General features: G+C 56.0%; 11 protein-coding genes and 1 pseudogene. 6 read left to right on the forward strand and 6 right to left on the reverse strand.

Annotation, left to right across the window (positions count from 1 at the left end; translation table 11 throughout):
- Positions 1-20 precede the first annotated feature (20 nt).
- Complete coding sequence (gene priA, locus MUU51_RS01760; protein ID WP_258966967.1) at positions 21-2,219, reverse strand: primosomal protein N'; 2,199 nt, start codon at positions 2,217-2,219, stop codon at positions 21-23.
- Positions 2,220-2,427: 208 nt separating this feature from the next.
- Here priA and rpmE point away from each other — a divergent pair, with 208 nt between their 5' ends.
- On the forward strand, positions 2,428-2,640 hold the full coding sequence (gene rpmE, locus MUU51_RS01765) for a 50S ribosomal protein L31 (RefSeq protein WP_110511854.1): 213 nt from the start codon (positions 2,428-2,430) through the stop codon (positions 2,638-2,640).
- 48 nt (positions 2,641-2,688) lie between these two features.
- On the opposite strand, the gene metJ is transcribed toward rpmE, so the two are convergent.
- On the reverse strand, positions 2,689-3,006 hold the full coding sequence (gene metJ, locus MUU51_RS01770; RefSeq protein WP_072571323.1) for a met regulon transcriptional regulator MetJ: 318 nt from the start codon (positions 3,004-3,006) through the stop codon (positions 2,689-2,691).
- A gap of 262 nt (positions 3,007-3,268) precedes the next feature.
- Between metJ and metB the strand changes: the two genes are divergently transcribed.
- From metB to MUU51_RS01795, 4 genes and pseudogenes are all read left to right on the forward strand, one after another.
- Complete coding sequence (gene metB / locus MUU51_RS01775; RefSeq protein WP_159776405.1) at positions 3,269-4,429, forward strand: cystathionine gamma-synthase; 1,161 nt, start codon at positions 3,269-3,271, stop codon at positions 4,427-4,429.
- 2 nt (positions 4,430-4,431) lie between these two features.
- Positions 4,432-6,864: a bifunctional aspartate kinase/homoserine dehydrogenase II gene (locus tag MUU51_RS01780; RefSeq protein ID WP_159776403.1), complete on the forward strand. Its 2,433-nt coding sequence runs from the start codon at positions 4,432-4,434 to the stop codon at positions 6,862-6,864.
- A 199-nt stretch (positions 6,865-7,063) separates the two neighbouring features.
- On the forward strand, positions 7,064-7,954 hold the full coding sequence (gene metF, locus MUU51_RS01785; protein ID WP_110511850.1) for a methylenetetrahydrofolate reductase: 891 nt from the start codon (positions 7,064-7,066) through the stop codon (positions 7,952-7,954).
- 89 nt (positions 7,955-8,043) lie between these two features.
- A pseudogene (locus MUU51_RS01795) lies at positions 8,044-8,370 on the forward strand (pyruvate formate lyase family protein); the annotation flags it as partial.
- A gap of 18 nt (positions 8,371-8,388) precedes the next feature.
- On the opposite strand, the gene MUU51_RS01800 reads toward MUU51_RS01795, so the two are convergent.
- Entirely contained in the window at positions 8,389-9,198 is an 810-nt protein-coding gene (locus tag MUU51_RS01800; RefSeq protein ID WP_374684781.1) for an AraC family transcriptional regulator, read from the reverse strand.
- 271 nt (positions 9,199-9,469) lie between these two features.
- Here MUU51_RS01800 and katG point away from each other — a divergent pair, with 271 nt between their 5' ends.
- The gene (gene katG, locus MUU51_RS01805; RefSeq protein ID WP_159776401.1) at positions 9,470-11,650 is read left to right on the forward strand and encodes a catalase/peroxidase HPI; all 2,181 of its coding nucleotides are present in this window, start codon (positions 9,470-9,472) and stop codon (positions 11,648-11,650) included.
- Positions 11,651-11,731: 81 nt separating this feature from the next.
- Here the strand turns inward: katG and fsa are convergent, their stop codons facing one another.
- The 3 genes from fsa to argE form a co-directional block, all read right to left on the reverse strand.
- Complete coding sequence (fsa, locus tag MUU51_RS01810; protein WP_258966968.1) at positions 11,732-12,394, reverse strand: fructose-6-phosphate aldolase; 663 nt, start codon at positions 12,392-12,394, stop codon at positions 11,732-11,734.
- Between the two features lie 350 nt (positions 12,395-12,744).
- Positions 12,745-15,396 (reverse strand): phosphoenolpyruvate carboxylase, encoded by a 2,652-nt coding sequence (ppc, locus tag MUU51_RS01815; protein ID WP_159776397.1) that lies wholly within the window; start codon positions 15,394-15,396, stop codon positions 12,745-12,747.
- A gap of 284 nt (positions 15,397-15,680) precedes the next feature.
- Positions 15,681-16,832: an acetylornithine deacetylase gene (argE, locus tag MUU51_RS01820; RefSeq protein ID WP_159776395.1), complete on the reverse strand. Its 1,152-nt coding sequence runs from the start codon at positions 16,830-16,832 to the stop codon at positions 15,681-15,683.
- Positions 16,833-16,836: the final 4 nt, after the last annotated feature.

Genomic DNA, 16,836 nt, shown 5'->3' on the forward strand with positions numbered 1-16,836 from the left:
CTGCCTCGCAGCGCGAGGGGTTAGCCTTCGATTGGGTCAACGTCCAGCACCCATTTCACTTTTCGCGAGGCGGGAAGGGTATTTATCAGCGCCATCGCCCCACTGACGATATGCTGTAAACGCAAACGTGACGGGTGTTGCAGCACGATTTGCCAGCGCCAGCGCCCGCCGCGTTTTGGCGCAAGAGCCGGCACCGGACCGAGCAGCCACAGTTTGTCATCCGCCAGCGGGCTGGCCTGCAGCAAATTGCGCAGCTGCTGGAGAAACAGCGGTGCTTCCTGATTATTGTGATCTTCCGCGCGGATCAGCACGTGGCTGGTCCATGGCGGCAGTTGAAGCGTTTGACGTTCCGCCAGTGCTTGCTGTGCAAAGGCATCATAGCCCTGATGTAGCAGGGTTTGCAGCAGCGGATGTTCCGGGTGATGGGTTTGCAAAATCACTTCGCCCTGTTTCCCGGCCCGGCCCGCACGGCCAGACACCTGGGTATACAACTGCGCGAAACGTTCGGCGGAACGGAAATCAGCCGAGAACAGCGCGCCGTCGACATCGAGCAGCGCCACCAGGGTGACATCCGGGAAGTGGTGGCCTTTGGCCAGCATTTGGGTGCCGATGAGAATGCGCGCTCCGCCGCGATGCACCTCCGCCAGGTGTTGTTCCAGCGCACCTTTGCGGCTGGTGGTGTCGCGGTCGATACGCGAAATCGGGACGTTGGCAAACATCGGCGCCAGCACATCCTCAAGCTGTTCGGTGCCTAAACCCACCGGCACCAGGTGTGTCGAGCCGCAGGAGGGGCACTGACGCGGAATCGGGCGCTGGCTGTCGCAATGATGGCAGCGCAGGTGACGATGGGTCTGATGCAGCGTGTAATAGCTGTCGCAGCGCGGGCATTCCGCTATCCAGCCGCATTCATGACACAGCAGCGTCGGGGCATACCCGCGACGGTTGAGGAACAAAATGACCTGATTGTCGGCCTGCAAATGCTGGCGCATCCGGCTGATTAACGCCGGAGAAAGCCCGGCCTGTAACTGCTGGCTTTTCAAATCCAGCACGTGCTGAGTCGCCGGACGTGCGTTCCCGGCGCGTTTGGTCAGTTTGAGCTGGTGATATTTTCCCTGGCGAACGTTGTGCAATGTTTCCAGGGCGGGCGTTGCGGAGCCGAGGATGATCGGAATTTGCTCATTGTGCGCGCGCCAGACGGCCAAGTCGCGGGCATGATAGCGCCAGCCTTCCTGCTGCTTGTAGGAGCTGTCGTGTTCTTCGTCGATGACAATCACGCCGAGGTTTTTGAACGGCGTAAATAAGGAAGAGCGCGTGCCGATCACAATTCCGGCTTCACCGTTTTTTGCTTTCAGCCAGGCCGACAGGCGTTCGCTGTCGTTGAGCGCGGAGTGCAGCACTTCGACCGGCGCGTTAAAGCGTTCGCGAAAACGGGCGATGGTCTGCGGCGTCAGGCCGATTTCCGGCACCATCACCAGCGCCTGTTTCCCCTGCGCCAGCACGTTTTCCAGGACACTCAGATAGACTTCGGTTTTGCCGGAGCCGGTGACGCCCGCCAGCAGCCAGGCGGAAAATTTGTCCGATGCGCTGTGAATGGCCCCTACGGCGGTGGCCTGCTCGGTATTCAGACGCAGACGTTCGCCGGTAACCGCATAGCCATTACGCCAGTCGGAAATCTCAGGCGCTACGCTTGCCAGATCGCTATAACCCTTTTTACGCAGGCCTTGCAGGGCGGCGTCGTTGAATTCTAAATCGGCAACCTGATGACGCCAGATCTTGCCCTGACGCAGTGCGGCCAGGGCCTGCTGCTGTTTGGCGGAGCGCTTAAGGGTGTGGATATCCACTGCCTGGCCCTGTTCCGTCGCATACCAGTACCACAATGGCGCAGCGCTGGCGGGCTTCCCCTGACGCAGCAGAATCGGCAGCGCGTGAAACAGTACATCGCCAATTGGATGGTGATAATAGTCTGCGGCCCACTGGAGCATGCGCCAGACGGCAGGCGAATAAACGGGTTCGTCATCCAGCACCTCAATGACGCTTTTTAAATCCTTGAGCGGCAGTTCGCTGTCGTCGCTGACTGAGACCACAATCCCCACACGTTCTTGCTGTTTGCCAAACGGCACGCGTACGCGACACCCGGCCTGAGCGCTAATGCCATCTGGCAGCACATAGTCAAAGGTACGGGGAAGCGGAACGGGCAGGGCAACGTGTGCGACGGGCATCGAATCTTCCTGACTTGAAAAGGAGCGCGTTAGTATACACATTACACCAAGGAGAGGTGCGGATCAGATTGCAACCCCTGGTTATATTCTGTATGATTCGCCGCCTTTGGTGCACATTACGTCGTACCAAAAAGACCTATACTATTAACTTCACGCGGTGTCTGGCGTTAGGGCTGGAAGAGCGGCGTGGCCTTTACTGAGGTTTCCCATGAAAAAAGGTATTCACCCAAATTACGCAGAAATTACTGCAAACTGTTCTTGCGGTAACGTAATGACCATCCGTTCTACCGTTGGTCACGATCTGAACCTGGACGTGTGCGGCAAATGCCACCCGTTCTACACTGGCAAGCAGCGTGACGTTGCTACCGGTGGCCGTGTTGACCGCTTCAACAAGCGTTTCAGCATCCCGGGCGCGAAATAAGCTACCCGAGAAAAAGGCGCCGAAAGGCGCCTTTTTTGTATCTGAAAATCAGTATTCCCACGTATCCGGGTCGATCCCCAGCTCACGCATAATAATCTTCGCTGCTTCCGGAATTTCATCACTACGCTCTTTGCGCAGATCTTCATCGTTCGGCAGCGGTTGACCGGTAAACGCATGTAAGAACGCTTCACACAGCAGTTCGCTGTTAGTGGCGTGGCGCAGGTTGTTCACCTGGCGACGGGTACGTTCATCGGTGAGGATTTTCAAAACCTTCAGAGGAATGGACACCGTAATTTTTTTAACTTGCTCGCTCTTCTTACCGTGCTCAGCGTAGGGGCTGATATATTCGCCGCTCCATTCAGCCATGAGACTCTCATCCTCTAATCATTAATAAAAGGCCTGGGCGCGCGCCCGGACCATAATCCCGCACAGTTTACCCCAGAGGTGTGACCATGACACCAGCAAAGCCTCTGTGTATGTGCGCTAATGCGTATAATTTTAACGGCTATTTCCCGATTGCTCAATCTATACGCAAAGAAGTTTAGATGTCCAGATGTATTGACGTCTATTGTGGCAGTGGTTACTCTGAGGCCTGACTTTTCACCGATGAAGCCAGGAACGATTCACCATGACGCGTAAACAAGCCACTATCGCAGTGCGTAGCGGGTTAAATGATGACGAGCAATATGGCTGCGTTGTCCCCCCGATCCACCTCTCCAGTACGTATAATTTCACCGGATTTAACGAACCGCGTGCCCATGACTATTCCCGTCGCGGTAACCCGACCCGTGATGTCGTGCAGCGTGCGCTGGCAGAACTGGAAGGCGGCGCGGGTGCTGTTCTGACGAACACCGGCATGTCCGCCATTCTTCTGGTCACCACCGTTTACCTCAAGCCGGGCGATCTGCTGGTGGCGCCACATGACTGTTACGGCGGCAGCTATCGTTTGTTCGACAGCCTGGCAAAACGCGGCTGTTATCGCGTGCTGTTTGTCGATCAGAGCAACGAGCAGGCGCTCAAAGCGGCGCTGGCGGAAAAACCGAAGTTGGTTCTGGTCGAAAGCCCAAGTAATCCGTTGTTGCGCGTCGTGGATATTGCGAAAATCTGTGAGCTGGCGCGTGAAGTCGGGGCCGTGAGCGTGGTGGATAACACCTTCCTCAGCCCGGCACTGCAAAACCCGTTGGCGCTGGGCGCCGATCTGGTTCTGCATTCCTGCACCAAATACCTGAACGGCCACTCTGATGTCGTTGCGGGTGTGGTGATTGCCAAAGATCAGGAAACCGTCACCGAACTGGCATGGTGGGCGAATAACATCGGCGTCACCGGCGGAGCATTTGACAGCTACCTGCTGCTGCGCGGCCTGCGTACGCTTTCTCCGCGTATGGAAGTCGCCCAGCGCAACGCCACGGCAATTGTTGAGTTCCTGAAGCAGCAACCGCTGGTGAAAAAGCTGTATCATCCTTCTCTGCCGGAAAACCAGGGCCATGAAATCGCGGCCCGTCAGCAGAAAGGCTTCGGTGCGATGCTCAGTTTTGAACTGGACGGCGACGAAAACACCCTGCGCCGTTTCCTGGGTGGGCTGGAGTTGTTCACGCTGGCGGAATCGTTAGGCGGCGTGGAAAGTTTAATTTCTCACGCGGCAACCATGACTCACGCGGGCATGGCGCCAGAAGCACGTGCAGCGGCAGGGATTTCAGAAACGCTGCTGCGTATTTCGACCGGTATTGAAGACAGTGAAGATTTAATTGCCGACCTGGAAAATGGGTTCCGGGCAGCAAACGAGGGGTAAACATGAGTGTGACAGCGCAGGCAGGGACGAAGGCTCGTCAACTGCATAAGTTTGGTGGGAGTAGTCTGGCGGATGTGAAATGTTACCTGCGTGTGGCAGGGATTATGGCTGAGCACTCGCAGCCAGAAGACATGATGGTCGTTTCCGCCGCTGGCAGTACCACCAACCAGCTGATCAGCTGGCTGAAACTCAGCCAGACCGACAGACTTTCTGCGCATCAGGTTCAGCAGGCGCTGCGCCGTTATCAGATTGAACTGATGACCGGGCTGCTGCCTGCCGAGGTAGCCGATAGCATGATCGCTGAATTTATTCACGATCTTGAACGTCTGGCTACGCTCCTCGACGGCGGTATCAACGAGGTCGTTTACGCCGAAGTCGTGGGCCACGGTGAAGTGTGGTCCGCGCGTTTGATGGCCGCTGTTTTGCAACAACAAGGTCTGGATGCCGCCTGGCTCGACGCGCGTGCGTTTCTGCGCGCCGAACGTGGCGCTCAGCCACAGGTCGATGAAGGCCTCTCTTTCCCGCTGCTTCAGCAACTGCTGGCGCAGCATCCAAACAAACGCCTGGTGGTGACTGGGTTTATCAGCCGCGACGCAGAAGGTGGCACGGTACTGCTGGGCCGTAACGGCTCTGACTACTCGGCAACGCAAATTGGTGCCCTGGCGGGGGTTTCCCGCGTCACCATCTGGAGCGATGTGGCAGGCGTGTACAGCGCCGACCCGCGTAAAGTGAAAGATGCGTGTCTGCTGCCGCTGCTGCGTCTCGACGAAGCCAGTGAACTGGCACGACTGGCGGCTCCGGTGCTTCACGCCCGTACGCTGCAACCGGTCTCCGGCAGCGATATCGATTTACAACTGCGCTGCAGTTACACCCCGGATCAGGGCTCAACCCGCATCGAACGCGTACTGGCGTCCGGAACCGGGGCGCGCATCGTCACCAGCCATGATGACGTTTGCCTGATTGAATTCCAGGTGCCGACCAGCCAGGACTTTAAGCTGGCACACAAAGAAATTGACCTCATTTTCAAGCGTGCGCATGTGCGTCCGCTGGCGGTGGGGGTGCATCCGGACCGTCATCTGCTGCAGTTCTGCTATACCGCCGAAGTGGCGGACAGCGCGCTGAAGCTGCTCGATGAAGCGGGCCTGCCGGGCGAGCTGCGTTTACGCCAGGATCTGGCCCTGATTGCCATGGTCGGCGCGGGTGTGACCCGTAACCCGCTGCACTGCCATCGCTTCTGGCAACAGCTGAAAGGCCAACCGGTGGAATTCACCTGGCAGTCGGAGGAAGGCATCAGCCTGGTGGCGGTTCTGCGTACCGGGCCGACTGAAAGCCTGATTCAGGGTCTGCATCAATCGCTGTTCCGCGCGGAAAAACGCATCGGCCTGGTGCTGTTCGGCAAAGGCAACATCGGTTCACGCTGGCTGGAGCTGTTTGCCCGTGAGCAAAGCACGCTTTCGGCGCGTACCGGGTTTGAGTTTGTGCTGGCAGGCGTGGTCGACAGCCGTCGCAGTCTGCTGAACTACGAAGGCCTGGACGCCAGCCGCGCGCTCGCATTCTTTAATGATGAAGCGGTGGAGCAGGATGAAGAATCGCTGTTCCTGTGGATGCGTGCGCACCCGTACGATGATTTAGTGGTACTGGACGTCACCGCCAGCGGCCAGCTTGCCGGGCAGTATCTGGATTTCGCCAGCCACGGCTTCCATGTCATCAGTGCCAATAAACTCGCCGGGGCCAGCAGCAGCGATCAATACCGTCAGATCCACGATGCGTTCGAGAAAACGGGTCGCCACTGGCTGTATAACGCCACGGTTGGCGCGGGCCTGCCAGTGAACTTCACTGTGCGCGATCTGCGTGACAGCGGCGACACTATTCTGTCCATCAGCGGGATTTTCTCCGGCACGCTGTCGTGGCTGTTCCTGCAGTTCGACGGCACCGTGCCGTTTACCGAGCTCGTGGATCAGGCGTGGCAGCAAGGTTTGACTGAACCGGACCCGCGCGTTGATTTGTCCGGCAAAGATGTCATGCGCAAGCTGGTGATCCTCGCCCGTGAAGCGGGTTACGACATCGAGCCTGACCAGGTGCGTGTCGAATCGCTGGTGCCATCGCATTGCGAAGAAGGGTCTATCGATCACTTCTTTGAAAACGGTGAAGACCTTAACGAGCAGATGATTCAGCGTCTGGAAGCCGCGCAGGAAATGGGCCTTGTGCTGCGCTACGTGGCGCGTTTCGATGCCAACGGTAAAGCGCGTGTCGGCGTTGAAGCCGTGCGCCCTGAGCACCCGCTGGCGGCGCTGTTGCCGTGTGATAACGTCTTTGCCATCGAAAGCCGATGGTATCGCGATAACCCGCTGGTTATCCGCGGTCCGGGCGCCGGTCGTGATGTGACCGCCGGTGCCATTCAGTCGGACATTAATCGTCTGGCACAGCTGCTGTAGTGTTTACGTCCTCTCCCGCAACGGGAGAGGACGCCCTGCCATCCTGAATTTTTTTCATCTTCGCTGAACAATCCTCACGCTTTCTGCTGTTTTTTCTGTTGACGTCATCACTCTTTTCCGTCATTTTTACATCTGGACGTCTAAACGTATAGATGCTCATAACACAACATATAACGACATGCGATTGAAGAGGTAAGGTATGAGCTTTTTTCACGCCAACCAGCGGGAAGCCCTGAATCAGAGCCTGGCAGAAGTACAGGGCCAGATTAACGTTTCCTTTGAGTTTTTCCCGCCGCGCACCAGTGAAATGGAGCAGACCCTGTGGGCCTCTATCGATCGCCTGAGCAGCCTGAAGCCGAAATTCGTTTCCGTCACTTACGGTGCGAACTCTGGCGAGCGTGACCGTACGCACAGCATCATCAAAGGCATCAAGGATCGCACCGGGCTTGAAGCCGCGCCACATTTAACCTGCATCGATGCAACGCGTGATGAACTGCGCGCCATCGCCCAGGACTACTGGAACAACGGTATTCGTCATATCGTCGCACTGCGTGGCGACCTGCCACCGGGCAGCGGTAAACCGGACATGTATGCCACAGACCTGGTCGCACTGCTGAAAGATGTGGGTGACTTTGATATCTCAGTTGCGGCGTACCCGGAAGTGCATCCGGAAGCGAAAAGCGCGCAGGCGGATTTGCTCAACCTGAAACGTAAAGTAGACGCCGGGGCAAACCGCGCGATCACCCAGTTCTTCTTCGACGTGGAAAGTTATCTGCGTTTCCGCGATCGTTGTGCTTCAACCGGTATCGACGTAGAAATTATTCCGGGCATTCTGCCGGTCTCTAACTTCAAACAGGCAAAGAAATTTGCCGACATGACCAACGTGCGCATCCCAACCTGGATGGCGAAAATGTTCGAAGGGCTGGACGACGACGCGGAAACCCGCAAGCTGGTAGGGGCTAATATCGCGATGGACATGGTGAAAATCCTCAGCCGCGAAGGGGTGAAGGATTTCCATTTCTACACCCTGAACCGCGCCGAAATGAGTTACGCCATCTGCCACACTCTGGGCGTGCGCCCGGCGGTGTAAAAAAAGCGGCCCTCGTGAGAGGGCCAGTTGGTTTCTCGCCGTCGTCGGTATAAATAACGGAAAGTGCGCTGCACGGCGCATCCGTTGAGGCGGTGCTGAAGGCGAACTTCGCCAGCGAAGACGGGATAAAAATCCGCGCCAGGTTGATCAATCGTTTTGAGAAATACGGTAACGACATCGACGAAGTGGACAACATCAGCGCCGATCTGCTGCGTTATTACTGCAAAGAGGTGGAAAAATACCGCAACCCGCGCGGTGGGCTGTTTCCCCCTGGTTCATACACCGTGTCCGCGCATGTACCGTTGGGTGCCACGCTGGATGGACGGTTCGCCGGAGAGCAACTTGCCGATGGCGGATTGTCGCCGATGCTGGGTCAGGATCGGCAGGGGCCCACCGCGGTACGAAAACTTCTTTCCGCGCCTCAGCACCCCCTATCACTCTTTCATAAGCAACTGGCTGTGATATTGCCGACGGTACTCCGACGGGGAGCGTTCGGTATTCTTACGAAACAGGCGACAAAAATAGTTGCTGTCAGTAAAACCGCAAACGTGCGCCACTTCTTTCACTTTCAGGTCATAGTTTTTGAGTAGCGTTTTGGCTTTTTCCAGCCGGGTATAGTTCAGGTATTCGTTAAAGCCCAGCGTGCCGCTTTTATTGAACAGATGCGACAGATAGTTGGGCGAAATATAAAACGCGTGGGCCACGGATTCCCGGCTTAACGGTTCGGCATAATGGGTGTCGATGTGGCTGCGGATCGCTTCGAACAGCGCGCCACTGCGGGAGGCCGTCTGAATATGACTACCCAGCAAATCCGCACAGTGACTCAGCAGGCTAAACACGATCAGTTTTGCCGTGTGCGTCTCCTGAGGCTGCATCTGAATTTCATTCAGCGCCTGTAGCAAAAACGAGCCTACGCGCGGGCCTCGGCGGGCGACGTGCTGCTTCGCCACGTTTACTAACTGCTGGCCATCCCAGTGCTTGACGCTAAAGCCTAGCTGTTGTTTACCAAACAGAATACTGAGAGTGGTGGCAGGTGTTGTCCACTGCGGACAATTCCAGCTCCCCGCAGGTACAAACAGCATGTCGTGTTGACGCAGGTTAAACGGGCCGTCGCCGATTTCACCGCTCAGGACTATCTCCAGGCGGGGGGAATCGACCTTAAACGCCAGCGGTGGCAGGGTTCCGCGTTCCGACGCGAAATAGCAGGTGCCGGGAACATCCATTGATTCAATCAATGACGCCATGATTCGGGTAATGCGGATATCCTTCTGTTCCATAAAGTTAACACTCCCGATTGATTCACGAAGAAACGCTGAAAGATCATGAGATGCTTTTCCATGCATAATCTATGTCTATTACTGAAAGTTTACGGATACATCAACGTTTCCACTAATAGCTTTTGTTAGCTTGTTCATAGCCATAAGGAAATAACTATCAAATCTGTAGATTTTTTCATCTATAACTTATCTGCAGAGCTGTATATCCTGGTATTAAAACACTGAAGGGAGCAGGAAGATGAGCACAAACGAAAACGATCACAATACGTTGTCAGCAGGAAAGTGCCCGTTTCATCAGGGCGGACATGATGAAAGCGCAGGAGCAGGGACCAGCACGCGTGACTGGTGGCCAAAACAACTTCGAGTCGATCTCCTCAATCAGCATTCCAACCGCTCGAACCCGCTGGGCGAAGCGTTTGATTACCGCAAAGAATTTAGCAAATTAGATTATGCCGCGCTGAAAGGCGACCTCAAAGCGCTGTTAACCGATTCACAGCCGTGGTGGCCAGCCGACTGGGGCAACTACGCAGGCCTGTTTATCCGTATGGCCTGGCACGGGGCCGGTACTTATCGCTCCGTTGACGGTCGCGGCGGTGCCGGTCGCGGTCAGCAACGTTTTGCGCCGCTGAACTCCTGGCCGGACAACGTCAGCCTCGATAAAGCTCGCCGACTGCTGTGGCCTGTCAAACAGAAATATGGGCAGAAAATTTCCTGGGCTGACTTGTTTATCCTCGCGGGTAACGTCGCCCTGGAAAACTCCGGCTTCCGTACTTTTGGTTTTGGTGCCGGGCGTGAAGACGTCTGGGAACCGGACCTCGACGTAAACTGGGGCGATGAAAAAGCCTGGCTGGAACACCGTGACCCTGAAGTTCTGGCAAAACGCCCGCTGGCAGCCACTGAAATGGGCCTGATTTACGTGAACCCGGAAGGGCCAAACGCCAGCGGCGAGCCGCTGTCTGCCGCGGCGGCCATTCGCGCCACTTTCGGCAACATGGGGATGAACGACGAAGAAACCGTGGCGCTGATTGCGGGTGGGCATACGCTGGGTAAAACCCACGGTGCTGCTGCCGCAACGCATGTGGGGGCCGATCCTGAAGCGGCGTCGATTGAGTCCCAGGGTCTGGGATGGGCGAGCAGCCACGGTACCGGCGTGGGTGCAGACGCGATCACCTCTGGTCTGGAAGTGGTGTGGTCGCAAACCCCGACCCAGTGGAGCAACTACTTCTTCGAGAACCTCTTCAAATATGAGTGGGTACAGACCCGCAGCCCGGCGGGTGCGATTCAGTTTGAAGCCGCTGATGCACCAGAAATTGTTCCTGACCCGTTCGATCCGTCGAAGAAACGTAAGCCGACCATGTTGGTCACCGACCTGACGTTGCGTTTCGATCCGGATTTCGAAAAAATTTCCCGTCGTTTCCTTAACGATCCTCAGGCCTTCAATGAAGCCTTTGCTCGCGCGTGGTACAAACTGACGCACCGGGATATGGGGCCGAAGGCACGTTATATCGGGCCGGAAGTACCAAAAGAAGATCTGATTTGGCAGGATCCGTTGCCGCATCCGTTCTTCCAGCCATCAGCGTATGATATTGAGAGTCTGAAAGAGGATATTGCCGCTTCAGGACTGTCTGTCAGTGAGCTGGTGTCGGTAGCGTGGGCATCTGCGTCTACTTTCCGCGGTGGTGATAAGCGTGGCGGCGCTAACGGCGCACGTCTGGCACTGGATCCGCAGCGTCATTGGGAAGTGAACGCCACGGCGGCACGTGTTCTTCCGGTACTTGAAGGCATCTATAAATCTGCGCACAAAGCGTCACTGGCCGATATCATCGTGCTGGCAGGCGTGGTGGGTGTTGAGCAAGCAGCCAAAGCAGCGGGCGTGTCTGTCACCGTGCCTTTCGTTGCTGGCCGTGTCGATGCGCGTCAGGATCAGACGGACGTTGAAATGTTCAATCTGATGGAGCCTGCGGCTGACGGTTTCCGTAATTACCGTGCGCGTTTGGATGCTGCAACCACTGAATCACTGCTGATTGATAAAGCCCAGCAGCTGACGCTGACCGCGCCGGAAATGACTGTCCTGGTCGGTGGTCTCCGTGTGCTCGGCGCGAACTTTGATGGCAGTAAACACGGCGTATTCACTGAAAACGTGGGCGTGCTCAGCAACGATTTCTTCGCAAATCTGCTGGATATGCGCAACGAGTGGAAAGCAACGGATACCTCTAATGAGCTGTTTGAAGGTCGTTGCCGCCAGAGCGGGGAAGTGAAATACACCGCAACGCGTTCAGACCTGGTATTTGGTTCTAACGCCGTACTGCGCGCCCTGGCTGAAGTGTATGCCTGTGAAGATGCCAAAGAGAAGTTTGTGAAAGACTTCGTGGCGGCGTGGGTGAAAGTGATGAATCTGGATCGCTTCGACCTGCTGTAAGGTCTTCGTGTGACATCATCAGAATGAAACTGGGCGGTTATTGAATACTCCCGGCAGGCGCCGGGAGTATGAAGGGTGCGGTTACAGGGTCAGTTGACCAAATGCGCTGTTCCAGTCCTGCTCAAATTTCTCTATCGCAGATTCCACCGCAGGCGTGTTAAGCATCTGCTGTGCGACATCTAACGGCAGAGTGATGGCTTCACATCCTGCCAGTAGGCAGTCCAGTGCCTGGCGCGGGGTTTTAAAACTTGCAGCCAGGATCATCGCGTCAGGTGCATGAAGTTTGAGCAGGGTTTGCAACTCCTGCACCGTCCGAATACCGTCCCCGCCCTGAGCATCAATGCGATTTACGTAAGGGGCGACGTATTTCGCACCTGCGAGTGCTGCCAGCAGCCCCTGAGATGCACTGTATACGGCAGTCCCGAGGGTGGTTATTCCTTCTTTCTTCAGTTGCTTGATGGCGGCTAAGCCTTCTGCTGTTACCGGGATTTTCACCACAATACCCGGTATAGCATCGTGAAGACGTCTGGCTTCTTCCACCATACCCTGAGCATCGCGGCTCATGGTCTGTGCAAACAGCGTGCCTTCTTTGCCAAGGGCTTTTTGCAGGCGAGGGAGGACTTCCCAGAGCGTTTCTGTTCCTGCTGCAACAATGCTTGGGTTGGTTGTCACCCCAGCCAGGGGGAAGATACGCGCCAGACGTTCTACTTCCGCCACGTTGGCGGTATCAAGATATAATTCCACAGTCTTTTTCCTCTTACTGAACAGTAATCTCTTCTCCGTCGTGCCCTAAAATGAACATCGCCGAGGAGAGAGCCGGAATGATTTTCTGGTGACAGAATACGGGAGATTGGCCTCTCTCCACCACGTGACATATCTGCCAAAAACTGGACAAATGTAATGCACATTTTGATGTGTGATGCACATCACAAAATGAGACTAGTCCTTTCTGATTCGGAGGTTGTGCAGGCTATTAACAGTATGTGTTTTTACACTGATATTACAAAAATCCAGCAAGCTGTTTCCTGAGCCAAAAAAAACAGGCATCGCTGTGCGATGCCTGTTTTGCATTTATAACGTATCGCGTGGAGCTGTTAGCCGGTATTACGCATACCCGCCGCAACCCCGGCGATGGTGACCATCAGCGCCTGCTCGACGCGCGGATCCGGTTCTTTGCCTTCTTCTTCGGCCAGACGTGAACGGTGCAGCAGTTCGGCCTGTAGCACGTTCAGCGGGTCGGTATAGATATTACGCAGCTGGATAGACTCGGCAATCCACGGCAGGTCAGCCATCAGATGCGAATCGTTGGCGATATCCAGCACCACTTTGATGTCCGCTTCCAGCAACTGACGCAGCTCGCCACCCAGTGGCCACAGTTCTTTCTTCACCAGGCGCTGGTCGTAATACTCCGCCAGCCACAGGTCGGCTTTGGCAAAGACCATTTCCAGCATCCCCAGACGCGTTGAGAAGAACGGCCAGTCGCGACACATGGTTTCCAGTTCGCTCTGTTTGCCGTCTTCGACCACTTTTTGCAGCGCCGCACCGGCACCCAGCCAGGCCGGCAGCATCAGTCGGTTTTGCGTCCATGCGAAAATCCACGGAATGGCTCGCAGAGATTCTACGCCGCCGGTCGGACGACGTTTTGCCGGACGCGAACCCAGCGGCAGTTTGCCGAGTTCCTGTTCCGGTGTGGCAGAGCGGAAGTACGGCACGAAATCTTTATTTTCACGCACGTAGCCGCGATACATGTCACAGGAGATATCCGACAGTTCGGCCATGATGTGACGCCATTCCGGTTTTGGCTCCGGTGGCGGCAGCAGGTTCGCTTCGAGAATTGCGCTGGTGTACAGCGACAGGCTGCTGATGGTGACTTCCGGCAGGCCGTACTTGAAGCGGATCATCTCACCCTGCTCGGTAACGCGCAGGCCGCCTTTCAGGCTGCCCGGCGGTTGAGAGAGCAGCGCTGCATGGGCGGGTGCGCCGCCGCGACCAATAGAACCGCCGCGACCGTGGAACAGGGTCAGCTCAATGCCTGCTTTTTCGCAGGTTTTGATCAGCGCGTCCTGCGCCTGATATTGCGCCCAGGACGCAGCCATCACGCCCGCGTCTTTGGCGGAGTCGGAATAGCCAATCATCACCATCTGCTTGCCCTGGATGAAGCCGCGATACCAGTCGATATTCAGCAACTGGGTCATGACATCGTTAGCATTGTTGAGGTCATCGAGGGTTTCAAACAACGGCGCAACCGGTAGCGCAAAGCCGATCCCGGCTTCTTTCAGCAGCAAATGCACGGCCAGCACGTCGGACGGCGTTTTCGCCATTGAGATAACGTAGGCGGCAACGGAGCCTTGCGGCGCTTCGGCAATCACTTTACAGGTATCGAGTACTTCGCGCGTTTCTTCGCTCGGCTGCCACTGGCGCGGCAGCAGCGGGCGTTTGGAATTCAGTTCACGGATCAGGAACGCCTGCTTGTCGGCTTCAGACCAGTTTTCGTAATCGCCAATGCCGAGATAGCGGGTCAGTTCGCCCAGGGCTTCGGTGTGACGAGTGCTTTCCTGACGCACGTCGATACGCACCAGCGGCACGCCAAAGCATTTCACGCGGCGCAGAGTATCGAGCAGTTCGCCATTAGCGATAATGCCCATCCCGCAGGCTTGCAGAGATTTATAGCAAGCGTACAGCGGTTCCCAGAGCTGTTCATTTTGCGTCAGCAGGCCTGCCGGTTTCGGCAGTTTTTCGCCTTTCAGGCGCGCTTCGAGCCAGGCCTGGGTCGCCATCAGCTGGCTGCGCAGGGTTTTCAGCAGGTAACGATAAGGTTCGGCAGCACCCGCTTCACCGACGTATTCGCGCAGTTCGTCGGTGCATTCCACCATCGACAGCTCGGAGATCAACAGCTGGACGTCTTTCAGGAACAGATCAGTGGCTTTCCAGCGGCCCAGCAGCAGGACATTGCGGGTGATATCGGACGTGACGTTCGGGTTGCCGTCGCGGTCGCCACCCATCCATGAGGTGAAGCGCACTGGCACGAAATCGACCGGCAGTTGATAGCCAAGATTCTCTTCCAGCTGTTCATTCAGCTCGCGCAGGTAGTTCGGCACGCCTTCCCACAGGCTGTTTTCGACCACCGCAAAGCCCCATTTGGCTTCATCCACCGGGCTGGGGCGATGCTTACGGATTTCATCGGTATGCCAGGACTGGGCAATCAGCTGGCGCAGACGGCGCATCAGCTGGTGACGTTCATAGTCGGCGATATCTTTGTTATCCAGCTGTTTGAGGCAGCTGTTTATTTCCCCCATTTTGTGGATCAGCGTCCGGCGGGTGATTTCCGTCGGATGCGCGGTCAGCACCAGTTCCAGCGACAGGTTTTCTACCGCTTTTTTGATGATCGCTTCGTTCAGGTTGGGCTGATCTTTAAGTTTACGCAGGGTGCGGGCAATCACTTCCGGGTTGCTGGCCGCTTCACCTTTTGGCGAAATGCTGTGATGTTGCTCGGCGGTATTCGCCAGATTCAGAAACTGACTGAATGCACGGGCGACCGGCAGCAGTTCGTCGTTAGACAGGTTTTGTAACGTGGTAAGCAGCTCCTGGCGGTTGGCTTCATTGCCTGCACGGGAGGATTTTGACAGCTTACGAATGGTTTCAACGCGATCAAGAATGTTCTCGCCAAGGGCATCCTTGATGGTTTCCCCTAGCACCTTACCGAGCATACTGACATTACTACGCAAAGCGGAATATTGTTCGTTCATTACCCCAGACACCCCATCTCATTTATGTATGTCCCTGGATTTCGCACAACCGTAATGAGACCGCTGACGGCGATACAAAATCGTTCGGACATGGTATTCGGTATTTTCTCGTCTTCACTTTATAAAGCCACGTAAAAACCCCTACGTCAATTGTTGCGAAATCGCTTCAGCAAACGAAGAAATGGCGGAAATTTGCCAAATTTAACTCAGCGGCAGTGAGATAAGCGCTACTTATGGAAATGTGAGGAGGATCACCCTCTCAGGCAGAGAGGGTGATGGCAGAATTAATGCCAGCAAAAGTGATGGACGACCTGGGTAATCAACTCGCGAGTCGGTTTGATAAAGCGCGTTTCGAGGTATTCATCTGGCTGATGCGCCTGGTTTATCGAACCTGGGCCGAGTACCAGCGTCGGACACAGGGTCTGAATATACGGCGCTTCGGTACAGTAGTTCACCACTTCGGTTTTGGTGCCGAGCAGTTTTTCCACCACCTGCACCAGCTGATGATCTGGCGGGCAGGCGTAGCCCGGGATTGGTGGATGTAAATCGGACACCGTCAGGCGGCCTGGCCATTTTTCACTGACCGGTGCCAGCGCTTCGGTGAGCAGCCCATTAAGATCGTCCAGCGTCATGCCCGGCAGCGGACGGATATCCATGTGTAGCTCGCAGCAGGCACAAATGCGGTTGGAAGCATCACCGCCGTGAATGGCGCCGAGATTGAGCGTTGGGTAAGGCACAGCGAAAGCGTCGTAGTGATAACGCTCTTTCAGTGAATCGCGCAATTGCATAATTCGTCCAATCGCATCGTGCATCAGCTCGATAGCATTCACACCACGATCCGGATCGCTGGAGTGCCCCGATTGCCCAAGCACACGAATGGCGTTGGAAATATGGCCCTTGTGAGCACGTACCGGTTGCAACGAGGTGGGTTCGCCAATAATGGCGCAGTCCGGACGCAGCGCGGTCGATTCGGAAAAATAACGCGCGCCCGCCATACTGGTTTCTTCATCGGCGGTGGCCAGGATATACAGCGGTTTTTTCAGCTGAGTAACGTCGACATCACGCAGGGCATCGAGAATAAAGGCGAAGAAGCCCTTCATGTCAGCGGTGCCAAGGCCATACAGCTTGTTGTCGTGCTCGGTCAGGGTGAAAGGATCACGCGTCCAGCGACCATCGTCGAACGGAACGGTGTCCGTGTGACCGGTTAAAAGTAGCCCGCCCGCACCCTCTCCGATGCTGGCCAGCAGGTTGAATTTATGGCGCGTGCCAGGCACTGGCTCAATGGCGACTTTAAAGCCGAGCGTGGAGAACCAGTCTGCCAGCAGATTGATTAAACCTTCATTGCTTTGATCAAGGGATTCTTCGGTGGCGCTGATGGACGGTGTGGCGATCAATGCGCGGTAAATCTCGATAAATGGCGGTAAATTGTTTTTCATTGTT

The sequence above is a fragment of the Scandinavium manionii genome (assembly GCF_024764775.1).
Lineage (GTDB): Bacteria > Pseudomonadota > Gammaproteobacteria > Enterobacterales > Enterobacteriaceae > Scandinavium > Scandinavium manionii.